The 12,877-nt window shown below is 44.1% G+C and carries 7 protein-coding genes and 1 pseudogene; 6 read left to right on the top strand and 2 right to left on the bottom strand.

Annotated features, from left to right (window positions below; translation table 11 throughout):
• Window positions 1-143 precede the first annotated feature (143 nt).
• Window positions 144-2,870: an aconitate hydratase AcnA gene (gene acnA / locus NSQ61_RS16390; protein WP_340808149.1), complete on the bottom strand. Its 2,727-nt coding sequence runs from the start codon at window positions 2,868-2,870 to the stop codon at window positions 144-146.
• Window positions 2,871-3,214: 344 nt separating this feature from the next.
• Window positions 3,215-4,081 (bottom strand): LysR family transcriptional regulator, encoded by an 867-nt coding sequence (locus NSQ61_RS16395; protein ID WP_020959278.1) that lies wholly within the window; start codon window positions 4,079-4,081, stop codon window positions 3,215-3,217.
• A gap of 144 nt (window positions 4,082-4,225) precedes the next feature.
• On the opposite strand from NSQ61_RS16395, the pseudogene NSQ61_RS16400 reads away from it, so the two are divergent.
• The 6 genes and pseudogenes from NSQ61_RS16400 to NSQ61_RS16425 all read left to right on the top strand — a co-directional run bounded on the left by NSQ61_RS16400 (window position 4,226) and on the right by NSQ61_RS16425 (window position 12,828).
• Window positions 4,226-5,706, top strand: a pseudogene (locus NSQ61_RS16400) (transposase).
• Between the two features lie 324 nt (window positions 5,707-6,030).
• The gene (locus NSQ61_RS16405) at window positions 6,031-6,372 is read left to right on the top strand and encodes an IDEAL domain-containing protein (protein WP_063389111.1); all 342 of its coding nucleotides are present in this window, start codon (window positions 6,031-6,033) and stop codon (window positions 6,370-6,372) included.
• Between the two features lie 890 nt (window positions 6,373-7,262).
• The gene (locus NSQ61_RS16410; protein WP_117016916.1) at window positions 7,263-9,191 is read left to right on the top strand and encodes a sigma-54-dependent Fis family transcriptional regulator; all 1,929 of its coding nucleotides are present in this window, start codon (window positions 7,263-7,265) and stop codon (window positions 9,189-9,191) included.
• Between the two features lie 205 nt (window positions 9,192-9,396).
• Complete coding sequence (locus NSQ61_RS16415; RefSeq protein ID WP_066251437.1) at window positions 9,397-10,386, top strand: thiamine pyrophosphate-dependent dehydrogenase E1 component subunit alpha; 990 nt, start codon at window positions 9,397-9,399, stop codon at window positions 10,384-10,386.
• Window positions 10,387-10,411: 25 nt separating this feature from the next.
• Window positions 10,412-11,431 (top strand): alpha-ketoacid dehydrogenase subunit beta, encoded by a 1,020-nt coding sequence (locus tag NSQ61_RS16420; protein WP_066251433.1) that lies wholly within the window; start codon window positions 10,412-10,414, stop codon window positions 11,429-11,431.
• A 29-nt stretch (window positions 11,432-11,460) separates the two neighbouring features.
• Entirely contained in the window at window positions 11,461-12,828 is a 1,368-nt protein-coding gene (locus NSQ61_RS16425) for a 2-oxo acid dehydrogenase subunit E2 (RefSeq protein ID WP_340807577.1), read from the top strand.
• The last annotated feature ends 49 nt before the right edge of the window (window positions 12,829-12,877 follow it).

The following is a 12,877-nucleotide window of genomic DNA, read 5'->3' on the forward strand; positions in this document are numbered from 1 at the left end:
TTATGCGACTGAAAGGCGCGGAGGCGGCATCCTAAATAGCGGCCTGCCTTCCCCGCCCCACCGGCACGATGCTTCCTGAAACAGTGCAACAGCCGATGTCAGCCTTTCAGCCTTTTCTTTTCACAAACGGATCGGCTCCCGCTTCAAGCTAAGGGGGAGTAGTTCACTTTCTTACGAAGAACCATTGGCAATACACCACCATGGCGGTAATAATCAATCTCTATCTCGCTGTCGAAACGGACGATCACGTCAAACACCTTCCGGCAGCCGTATTCATCAGTGGCGATCACCGTTACAAGTTGGCGGGGGCGGATGTGATTGTCAATATGGATATCATATCGTTCGCGCCCAGTTAAGCCAAGGGTATCAGCATTTTCTCCCTCTTGGAATTGAAGAGGAAGCACACCCATCAATGCCAAGTTGCTGCGGTGGATGCGCTCGAAGCTCTGCGCCAAAACCGCTTTGACGCCAAGCAGCGCAGTCGCTTTCGCCGCCCAGTCCCGGGAACTGCCCATGCCGTAATCCATCCCGGCGATCACCAATAATCCCGTTCCATCTTGTTGATATTTCATAGCCGCATCGTAAATGGACATGACTTCCCCGGTTGGGAAATATGTTGTTACGCCGCCCTCTGTTCCCGGCGCTACTTCGTTTCTCAAACGGATATTGGAAAAGGCACCGCGCATCATTACTTCATGATTGCCGCGGCGGGAGCCATAGGAGCTTAAATCCCCCGGCTTTACCCCTTGCGACAACAAGTATTTTCCTGCCACACTATTAGGCGGAATCGTCCCCCCAGCCGGAGAGATGTGATCGGTCGTAACGGAATCACCAAGTTTGACAAGCACCCGCAACCCGTTCAGCGATTCGATTGGCCTAGCCTCTTTGGACATATTTTGGAAAAAGGGCGGGTTGCGAAGAAATGTCGAATCTTCCTCCCATTCATAAAGCAATCCTTTGCCCGTCTGCAATTGATTCCATGCTTCATTCCCGCTGAACATGCTTTTGTTTTGCTGTTCATATAAATCTACTGTAATGGTTTCAGCTATTACCTTTTCGATTTCCGAATGGGTTGGCCATATGTCTTGCAAGTAAACAGCCATTCCCTCTTTGTCTGTTCCGAGAGGCTCGTTTTGAAGATTGATGTCCACACTTCCGGCAATAGCATACGCAACAACGAGAGGAGGGGAAGCTAAAAAGTTCGCTTTAATGAGCGGATGAATGCGTCCTTCAAAATTGCGATTGCCGGATAACACTCCACAAACAATCAAATCGTTCTGCGTGATCGCCTCCGCCACTTCGTCAGGAAGAGGGCCTGAATTCCCTACACATGTTGTACAGCCATAGCCGACAAGATAGAATCCGAGTTTTTCGAGATAAGGAAGCAGCCCGGCCTTCCGCAAATATTGGGTAACGACCTTCGATCCAGGAGCAAGGCTCGTTTTGACAAACGGCGGAACGGATAGCCCTCTTTCTACGGCCTTTTTTGCCAACAGACCAGCGCCAATCATGACATACGGATTGGAAGTGTTTGTGCAGCTCGTAATGGCCGCAAGCACAATGGAGCCTGTTTTTAACGGATACGTTTGGCCGTCGTGGAAGGCGACAGAACATTGTTTGTCTATCTCCTCTTCGCTGAGGCCATATCCGTGATTCCCCAATGTGTTCGTTAAGGACTTTCGAAAAGCCTCTTTCACCTCAGATAATCGGATCAAGTCCTGTGGACGCTTCGGACCAGCGACATACGATTCAATGGTAGAAAGATCCAATTCGATCACTTCCGTATACATCGGCTCCTCAGCATCCGGTGTAAAAAACAGCCCATTCGCCTTGCAATAAGCCTCTACAAGCTGTACTTGTTCCTCCGTTCGTCCGGTTAGACGCAAAAAGTTCAATGTTTCCTGATCTACAGGGAAGAAGGAGATGGTTGCTCCATTTTCTGGCGACATATTGGCGACCGTCGCCCGATCGGCCACAGATAAATTTGTGACCCCTTCCCCGAAGAATTCCACAAATTTTCCGACAACGTGTTTCTTGCGAAGCAGATGTGTAACATAAAGAGCAAGATCTGTCCCGGTTGCGCCAGCAGGCAATTTGCCTTTTAGACGAATCCCAATTACCTCTGGGGCTGGAAAGTACGAAGGTTGCCCGAGCATCGCCGCTTCTGCCTCAATGCCTCCGACTCCCCATCCAACGACCCCGATCCCATTCACCATTGGTGTATGTGAGTCGGCTCCAAAACAAGTATCAGGGAAGGCGAGATATTCGCCATTTTCTTCCGTTGACTGTACAACCGAAGCAAGATATTCTACATTGGCTTGATGAATGATAGCGGTCGAAGGCGGCACGACGCGAAACTTCTTGAAAGAGTTGGACGCCCATTTAAAAAATTTGTACCGCTCATAGTTGAGCTCAAATCCTCGTTCGACATTATATTTCAATGCATCCGGCGTTCCGAACTTCTCTACTTGTTCGGCATGATCGATGACAAGGTCAACAGGGATTTCCGGGTTGATCATCTCCGGGCTTCCGCCCATATCCGCCATGGCTTGGCGCAAAGACGCGAGATCAACAACAACCGGAACACCCGTAAAATCCTGCAAAACGATTCGCGCAGGCTTAAAAGGAACATCAATCTCTCTTTTCCACTCGTCGGTTCCCCATTTTGCCAAATTCTCAATATGTTCTTTTTTGATTGCCACCCCATCGTATTGGCGGAGCACCGATTCCAATAAAACTTTAATCGAATAAGGAAGCCGAGAAACTTTCCCAACCCCTAATTCTTCCAGACCCATCAGACGATAATAGGTATACCTCTTGCCATTGACCGTAAAAAAGGAACGCGTTCGAAAAATATCATGTTCTGCGATCAACGGTTTCCCTCCCCTTTCATTCCATTCATGCAACTTTCAATTCGATTATAAGCTGGGATAATCTATAATAAAAATATCGTTTTTTGATGGTTAACCATGATGAAATGGAATACCTAACAACAAGAGACCACACACGGTCACAGAGAAGGTTCGTCACGTGGAGGATATCTCAACGCAAAACACCGTGGCGGGGGCCAACCGCACTAACGGTTTTCCCATAGTGCGGCCGTAAAGGAGCAATGATGACGGGGAGACGATGAAGTTAAGAAAAAACGCCCTAGCAAGGGCCTTCCCACTTTCCCATATTCAAAAGGACTGCACTGCGCAAAGGTGAACGTGTTTCACCAGTCGTCCAAATGTTCCACTAAATCCACAAACAGCTTAGCGATTTTGAGTGCCAACACTTCTTCATGATAAATCATCCACGTTTTCCGGAGGATCGGCGTTCCTTCCCGACCTGTGAGATCGAGCTTGTACAAGTGCGGCGCATCATGAAGGATCCGGCGGGGGACGATCGCATATCCAAGACCATGAATCACCATTTCCTTGCAAGTATCCACTCGGTCGACCGTCATCCCAACGTACGGGGGCTGTTCGAAATGTTCAGCCCACCAGTTATCAATGATGCCTTTAAATAAAGACTCCGTGCGATAGTCAATTCTTGGCAAGCGAGGAAGATCGCCAAGGTCGAATTCTTCCCTATAAGCAACGCAAAGCGTTTCTTCAAATAAGAGATGCTTTTTGCCCGCCCATTGATAGTCTCCCCGAACAAATCCAATATGTACATCCTGATTGTACACCCATTGAAACACTTCCCGGCTCCAACCTGTTTGCACTTGGAATTCAACATGCGGATGTTCATCTTTAAAACGTTTTAATACTCGCGGAAGCTGATACTTGGCAAAGTAATTCGAAACGCCTAGCCGCAGCGTTCCCTCTACGACAGCTGTATTCATATCCTTGACATGTTCTCTAATCTTGCGCAAATGACGCAACATTTGTTCTGCGCTCTTCGCCAAATACTCTCCTTCAGGGGTAAATTGCACTCCTCTTCTCCCCCTTTGCACGATGGTCACGCCAAAATGCTGCTCAATCTCGCGAAGCCGCTTCGAAATCGTTGGCTGGGAAATAAACAGCTCTTGGGCGGCTTTCGTGATGTTTTTATATTTAAATAAGGTTTGCAAAAGTTCCCAATCTCGTTCTTCCATAGTACCACTCTCCAAGAACAGATTGTTGTTTCTATCCGTCTCCGTCAATCATACCATTATTTTATTTAGAAGGCCGGTGAAAAAGTACACCCCGAGGCAGGGATTTAGGTGGCTTGTGTCGAAAAAGGAAGAAAAATCGTTGGAATGGAGCGTGAATGGATGATGAAAGCCCCCAAAAACCCTTCGACTCAGCCTCGGCTGTTTCAAGTCATCGACATGGAGGACCTGGTTCCCGCACACCTTATCCTGCGCCAAATCAACGAAGCAGTTGACTTTTCCGTCATTCACGATTGGGTGGCTCCCCTGTACACGGAAAAAACGGTTCGCCCGGCGGCGGATCCGGAACGGCTGCTTCGCCTGATGCTGCTCTCGTATTTGTTTGATCACTCCGAGCGGGAGTTGTATGAGATCCTCCCCATGCATGCCGGATACTTGTGGTTTTGCGGTCTCGACTTTGAATCCGTGCTTCATCCGGATCCTTATCATCCTGCGCTTCCGGATCGAACAACGCTCGTCAAAACGCGGAAACGCTGGCGCCAACATGGAATCTTTGACCGGCTGATGACCTACGTGGTGGATCAATGCATCGCGGCGGGGCTGGTCTCGCCGGATGTGCATGCGGCGGCTGACGGCACTCAAGTGCGGGCGAATGCTTCGATCCACAGCTTGCGGGAGGTCAAGCTCGCTCCGGTGGAGACGTTGGAAGACTACCTGGCCCGCACCGCCCGGGAAGATGAACAGACCGAGTCCCCGGATGCGGACCGGGATCCCGATGACGACCCGCCTTCTCCGTCTCCAAAATCAGGGGAACGCGTCCATGCCGAAGAACGGGGAAACTTCCGTGGAATCAAGTTTTCCAACCAAACCCATCGAAACGTGACGGATCCGGATGCCCGGTTGTACAAGAAAGGCAAAGGACAGGAAGCGTATCCTCGGTATCTGGTGCACGACGTCATCGATGTCCAGTCGCGCGTCATTTTATCTCGAAAAGCGGCGTGGCCACCGGAACGGCGGAGCGGGAGACGAGTTTGGAGCAGCTGGCCTCGATTCGGTTTCGCCATCCGTCGATCACGATTCGGACCTTGTCCGCGGACAAAGCGTATGGCACTACCGAGTATCTGGAAGCGCTCTTCGTTCAAGGCATCACACCGCTCGTGTCGCTGCGCCGCAAGGAGATGGAGGAGATTCCAACCTGGAAGCGCCGGGCGAAGAATCCCGCTCAGGAAGCAAAGCGCCGGGCGAAAGTCCGAGACGTTCAGATTTGCAATCAAGCGAGGCTCATTCAGCAACAGGGCGGCTATCGATCCATTCAAGCCCTTCGCACGCGTTGTGAGCATGTGTTCGCCGTAGGGAAGGAATGTCATGGGCTGGACCGGGCCCCGAAGCCGGGGTCTTTACGCCATGGAAGAACAGGCGCTGTTGACCGCCGTCGTGCAAAATCTGAAGCGATTGTGCCGGTTTCGAAAAAAACGAGGGGGACCGGCTCTTTGGCGTGCGCAAAAACGGAATTTGGAGCAGGACTTCCTGCTCCAAATTCCGTCCTTTGGCGCCAAATGGCGGGGAGAATGGCCTCCAAAATTCGACATGAGGGAAGTCCATGCCCCATTAATTCACCGGCCTTCTAGAGAGTGCGTTGAATCAATTATTAGCGATCTTCCAAACATTAGCAGAAGCTAATGTTTGTTTGAACATGGAATTATTTAAAAGTAAAGTACAAGAATGGATTGCGTCTTTACCTAATTACATCAAGGGATGTCTGACAATATCTGTGTGCGAAAGTTGAGTAATTAAATATTTCTTTCGTAAATGATTCATATAAAAAAAGATATAATTCTCAAAGTTAAATTGTTTGCGTTCCCTTTATTATCATGTAATAATTTCTGTTAACAACATAGATATTTAGTATTTCAAAACAGATCTCTATAATACTGCAAGTGGTGGTGTATAAAATGGAAGGAATCAATCAGTTGCCAGTGAAAGTAGGGGATTGGGTAAAAGGAAAAACAAAAAGCGGCGAATTTATTTACGGTTATGTTGAAACGATAGATTCATCACAAAAGATTATAAGAGTAAAAGTTATGGCTTGTGACAATGAAATCGTCGTTGGTAAAACAGTTGAAACATTAAATCATTGGGTAAAAAAATTGCCCGTATCTCCAATAGAAAATGAAGAGCAGATTAAAGCATTAATTGATTTAGCCTTGTTAACAAAAGATGAAAATTGGTTTATGGAGCTGTCCAACAAATTAAAACAATTAACGAAAGAAAAGGAGAAAGAAAACATAATATAAATGAATAGGACAGCTCCGATGATAATTTTTTCACAATAATTTTTATGATCGTTTTAATACGATTCACGTTCCCCCGTTATAACTTTATGTTATCCTCCCAGAATATAGAGCATTTTATTATTTCAATATATTATACTTCTTTCCCATTGCCAAAAACCTTTATTCTTTTATAGCTGCCCACATTCCTACATTGTATATATTTTTTATCAGCTCAATTCAGTTGTTATGTAATGAAGGAAGACGTTTGAAAAACATCATCATACTGATCAATATTTGTTCACAATAGGGAGTTCTGCTTACATATGCAGAAGAACCGGCGGCATTTTTCAAAGTGATCGTTGGAACGTCGTTTCGTCTTTTTTTGAAGCATACTAAAAAATCACTGATTTTAAACATTAAGAATTACCGTTTAAATGCCATGAAGCCGTTTCATTTAGAAAGAACAAGGCTTTGCCAAATCACCATTCGATCAAGTTAATAACTGGTAATACAATTTCCAAACATATGCATAACGGAAAAAAGAGAATGATTTGGCCTTCCGTGCAGCAGCAAGAAAGACTGATTCCAATCTTTTGGAATCGGTTTTTTTTATGACCAATTTTGTCGATGCGTCCAGTACGATCGACAACTGTAAATTTCTGTATTTTCGGGATATCAAAAGAAGGGCGCCCCAATTTCTCATGATTGAAAAAGTAAAAGGGGTTTCCAGCATTTTTGGTTTAAAAAGTTTCAAAAATAAAAGGAGCTTCATTCAGTGGATCGCTAGTTCTCACAGCTTTTTTGTAATGCTACAATATAGGAGAATATTAGAAAAATTCGATAAACATTGTAAGCTGGCATGTGATGCGATTGGACGAAAAGCTTTAATCAACAATTGAAGGAGGTGTTTTATGATGAAGAAAAGAGAGTATGTCAAACAATGTTGGAAGCGCTTTATTTTTGAAAATAAGCTCGACGAAAAATTATCTCCCATTGTAAAGGATTCATGGATTCGTTCCAAAGAAATGAATGTTGATCCTTTTCAACGATACGGTCAAATGAAAAAAATCGAGATAGACCATTACAAGCCTTTAATTGAATGTTCGGTTCCGTTTATGGAAGGATTGTATTCAATCGTAAAGGGCTCGGGTTTTTTAGTGATTCTTTGCAACGAAAAGGGACAGTTGTTAAAATCAATTGGCGACGCTGATACGTTAAAGATGGCAGCTGATATTCAATTTGTGGAAGGTGCTGATTGGAGTGAACAAGCAATGGGAACGAATGCAATCGGCACTTCGATTGTGATCAATCAACCTGTACAAATATATGCTGAGGAGCATTATTCGGAAATTTGCCAGGCATGGACATGCTCGGCTGCGCCCATTCACGATTCAAAAGGAAAGATAATCGGCGTATTAAATGTTTCAGGCCCATATGAAAAAGTGCATCCACATACTTTAGGAATGGTAGTGTCAGCAGTGAAAGCGATTGAGTACCAGCTGGAGCTGATTGAAAAGACAGAAAAAAACATTATGATGCAAAGATTTCTTGAAGCGACTACCAATAATATGAAAGAGAGCATCCTCATTTTCGATACGGAAGGGCTCATTATTAAAGTGAATGATCAATTAAAAAAGCTGCTTCAATTGAATCATTCTTGCCTGGAAGGGAAAAAGATCAGCGAAGTTTTTAGCAACAAATCGATTATTTCCAATCGCCCTCGACATCTTCAAAATCATGAACTGCACTTAAAAATAAAACAGTCAAACAAAGTTTTTCATGTTCTAGTTGATAAACTCCCCATTTATAAAGACAGCCAATGGATCGGTTCAATGATGATTATAAAAGAGATTCAAAAGATAAGACAATTTATTAATCATTTATCAGGCAATCAGGCGAAAATCACTTTTTCTGATATGATCGGGAAGCATCCCCAGTTTCTCCAAAAAGTAAACGAAGCGAAGCTAGCAGCAAAAACGGACTCAAATGTATTAATTTTAGGAGAAAGCGGTACGGGAAAAGAAATGTTTGCACAAGCGATCCATAATGAAAGTGACAGAAAGCATAAGCCTTTTATAGCCATCAATTGCGGCGGAATTCCTCGAGATTTATTAGGAAGCGAACTGTTTGGTTATGCGGACGGTGCTTTTACCGGAGCGAAAAAAGGGGGAAGTGCAGGAAAATTTGAGCTTGCCGATGGCGGTACGCTTTTTTTAGATGAGATTGGAGAAATGTCTTTGGAAATGCAAGTATTGCTTTTACGAGTCATACAAGAAAAGGAAGTGGTGCGAATCGGCGGGCATAAAGTTTTGCCTGTTGATGTTCGCATCATCGCAGCGACGAACAAAAATCTTCGGGAAGAGGTCGAAAAAGGCAGCTTTCGGGAGGATTTGTTTTTCCGGCTTAATGTCATGCCGATCACTTTGCCGTCATTGCGAGAAAGAAAAGAAGACATACCGCTCCTTGTTCATCATTTTATTGAAAAAAATTGTGAAAAGTTAAATAAGCCTTTTCCTGAAATCAAACCGGATTTTTTTCAAGCGTTAATACATTATCATTGGCCGGGAAACATTAGAGAATTGCAAAATATAGTAGAAAGAACTTTAAACAAATTGACGAAGCCTGTTTTAACTATTAAAGATTTGCCTGAGGAAATTATAAAAACGGACTCCAAGCCAAAATCGGAAACGGTGTTTATTCATCGAGATGAAATGAAAAAGCAGTCGATCTTGCAAGCTTTACGTCTATATAACGGCAACATCACAAAAGCTGCGCAATATTTAGGGATATCACGAAGCACTTTTTATCGGCAAATGCAAAGATTTCAAATCCCTTATTAATATCATTTTGTTTCATTTCGTATCAAATTGTATCATTGTGTCTCTAAAAAGCGTCCCAAAACGGGACGTTTTTTGTGTAGCATAAAAAATCTTATTCATTTTCAATGAAACTAAATATATCAATCACAAAAAATGTAGTTTGGCACAATTTTTGCATTTAACTATTTGAAACCGTTTTCTATTTTGGTAGAAGGGAGAGAATACATTGGCAATTTCTAAAAATGATCTTTTATGGATGTATGAAAACATGTACAAAATCCGTTATTACGAAGACAAAATGGCAGAAGCTTATACTGAAGGGAAAAATCCGGTTTTCAATATTGGGGCGGGTCCTGTTCCTGGCGAGATGCATTTGGCAACAGGGCAAGAACCGGCAGCCGTCGGCATATGTGTTCATTTGAAAAAAGAAGATACGGTTACGTCGCCGCACAGGCCTCATCATCATGCCATCGCGAAAGGCGTTGACCTAAATAAAATGACGGCTGAAATTTTCGGAAAAGAAACCGGGCTTGGCAAAGGCAAGGGAGGACATATGCATTTGTTTGATCCGGATGTCAAGTTTTCCTGCGGAGGAATTGTTGGAGCAGGAATCCCACACGCTCTTGGAGCAGCTTTAGCTGCTAAGAAAAAAGGGAAAGACTGGGTTGCGGTTTCATTTATTGGAGAGGGAGCTGCCAATCAAGGAGCTTTCCATGAGTCATTAAATATGGCAGCACTTTGGAATTTACCTCTTATTGTGGTGATTGAAAATAATCAGTACGGAATTTCTGTTCCGAAAACAGCATCGACATCTGTAGCATCTAACGATGTTCGTGCAGCTGCATATGGCATTAAAGGATATTACGTCAAAGACAACGATCCGATCAGCATGTACGAAGTATCAAAAGAAGCAGTGGAACGCGCCAGACGAGGCGAAGGTCCATCGATTATTGAAATTGAAACATATCGTTACTTGGGACATTTCCAAGGGGATCCGGAGTTGTATAGAGATAAAAATGAAGTGTCGCTTCTTCGGGATAAAGATCCGATCGTCCGCCTTCGAAATCTATTAATCTCTGAACAAAACATAGCGGAAAACGATCTTGACATCATTGAAAATAAAGCAAAACAGGAAGTAGACGCTGCTTATCAATTTGCACGCAGCAGCAATTATCCGAATCCGGAAGATGCTTTAAAAGATTTATACGTTTCGTAAATAAACAGGAAAGGGGTTATAAGCTGTGCAAGGAACAAAAACGCGCTTATTAACGGGAAATAAAGCCATGGCGGAAGCGATTAAATTGGAGATGGAGCGGGATCCAAACGTGTTTGTCATGGGGGAGGATGTCGGAGTTTACGGGGGAATCTTCGGATCGACAGAAGGATTATTTCAACAATTTGGATCAGATCGAGTGATTGATACCCCGATATCTGAAACTGCATTTATTGGAGCGGCCATTGGCGCAGCAGCCGAAGGAATGCGGCCGATCGTTGAATTGATGTTTGTCGATTTCTTTGGCGTTTGCATGGATCAAATTTATAACCATATGGCAAAAATCCCTTATATGTCGGGCGGTCGAGTGAAGCTGCCGATTGTGCTGATGACCGCTGTTGGCGGAGGGTACAGTGATGCTGCTCAGCACTCTCAAACTTTGTATGCAACGTTTGCGCATTTGCCGGGAATGAAAGTGGTGGCTCCATCCACTCCATATGATTTAAAAGGGATGATGATTTCAGCCATTCGGGATGATAATCCAGTAGTCTTTATGTTCCATAAAACATTGCAAGGTTTAGGATGGATGGATCAATTAGACGCATCAGTCGGTCATGTTCCGGAAGAAGCCTACACGGTGCCGTTAGGAAAAGCAAACGTTGTTAGGGAAGGGAAAGATATAACAATTGTAGGGATTCAAATGACGACTCATCATGCGCTGGAGGCTGCCAAAAAGCTGGAGCAAGAAGGAATTGAAGCAGAAGTCATCGATTTGCGTTCACTTGTCCCGTTAGATCGTGAAACAATCCTGCAATCCATTAAAAAGACTCATCGATTACTTGTAGTAGATGAAGATTATTTATCATACGGCATGACGGCGGAGATTGCTGCCATAGCTGCAGAGGAAGGCTTGTATGACTTAGAAGCTCCGGTCAAACGATTGGCTGTACCAGATGTGCCGATTCCTTTCAGCCGCCCGCTTGAACAGTTTGTTTTACCGAATGCAGAAAAAATTTATCAAGAAGCTATAAAACTCGTTAATGAATAAATCTACCATTTCTTTCACAGGAGGCCAACATGATTATTGAAATTAAATTGCCGCAATTGTCGGAAGAATATAATGAGAGCTTAATTGCATTTTGGCATGTGTCTGAAGGGGATGAGGTGGAGCAAAATGACATACTTGTTGAAGTTCAAACGGAAAAGGCGGTATCGGAGCTGCATGCACCTGCAAGCGGAATCGTGAAGGAAATCCGTAAAAAAAGAGGAGATACAGCATCTGTCGGCGAAGTGCTTGCAACAATTGAAACAGCTGAACGCGACGGGCAGCCAGACATAAAACAAGAAGAAACGAATGAAAGACCGGAAGAACAAATAGCAACGGAGCAAAAGGTCGAGAAAAGGGCGACGCCGCGAGTGAAGAAATTAGCGAAAGAACTAGGGGTGGATTGGCGGCTTGTGGAGCCGACTGGTTTAAACGGGAAAGTAACGGAAGAAGATATTCGCAACGAGTACAAGAAGCGGGAAAAAGAGAAGCAAACAAATTCTTCATTCATAGTGGCCGCTCCATCCGTGCGCAAATTTGCAAGAGAACATCAAGTGAATCTTGAAGAGGTAATTCCATCGGGTCCAAACGGCAAAATATTAAAAGAAGATATTGAGGCCGTGATCAATAGGCGCAAAAATCAGCAGCCTGAGATGGAAAGTCAGCAAAAAAATCAGAAGGAAGAAACAAAGACCAATTCGGTACAAGATGAATATATTCCGCTTTCAAACATTCGCAAATTCATTGCACGTTCAATGGTTCATTCGAAAAAGACGATTCCGCATGTAACACATTTTGATGAAGCGAATGTTACTAAGCTTGTTCAGCATCGACAAAGCATAAAATCGTTTGCGGAAGAGGAAGCAATCAAACTCACCTATTTAGCTTATGTTGTGAAAGCGTTGACGATCGTTTTGAAAAAGTATCCGCAATTAAACGCTTCCTTTCATGAAGAACGTGAAGAAATCATTTTGAAGAAACAATACCATATCGGTTTTGCTGCTGATACAGACCGCGGTCTTGTCGTGCCGGTCATACGGCATGCAGACCAAAAAACATTATTTCAAATTGCTAAAGAAATTCACGAGCTTACCCTAAAGGCAAGAGATGGTTCCATTCAAGCGGATGAAATGACAGGCTCTACATGTACGATATCGAATATCGGATCAGCTGGCGGCGCATGGTTTACACCGATTGTCAACCATCCGCAATCGTGTATTCTTGGCATCGGCCGAATCGAGAAAAAAACTGTTGTGGTCGATGATTCGATTGAAATTGCATCCATGATGGCGTTATCGCTCAGTTATGATCACCGGATTATGGACGGAGTGTTGGCACAAAAAGCATTGAACGAGCTAAAAAAATATTTGAACGAGCCAAATTTCATTTTTGTCAATTAATGTGGGTTTGAAGAAATATAGACAATATTGGGGCTGTTCAGACAGTCAA

Origin of the sequence: Aeribacillus sp. FSL K6-1121 (assembly GCF_038003725.1) — a bacterium.
GTDB lineage: Bacteria > Bacillota > Bacilli > Bacillales > Aeribacillaceae > Aeribacillus > Aeribacillus composti.

Coding starts and splice junctions, on each gene's coding strand:
- NSQ61_RS16395 (WP_020959278.1), bottom strand. CDS start 4,081: ATGGAAGAACGAGATTGGGAACTTTTGCAAACCTTATTTAAATATAAA.
- NSQ61_RS16405 (WP_063389111.1), top strand. CDS start 6,031: ATGGAAGGAATCAATCAGTTGCCAGTGAAAGTAGGGGATTGGGTAAAA.
- NSQ61_RS16410 (WP_117016916.1), top strand. CDS start 7,263: ATGATGAAGAAAAGAGAGTATGTCAAACAATGTTGGAAGCGCTTTATT.
- NSQ61_RS16425 (WP_340807577.1), top strand. CDS start 11,461: ATGATTATTGAAATTAAATTGCCGCAATTGTCGGAAGAATATAATGAG.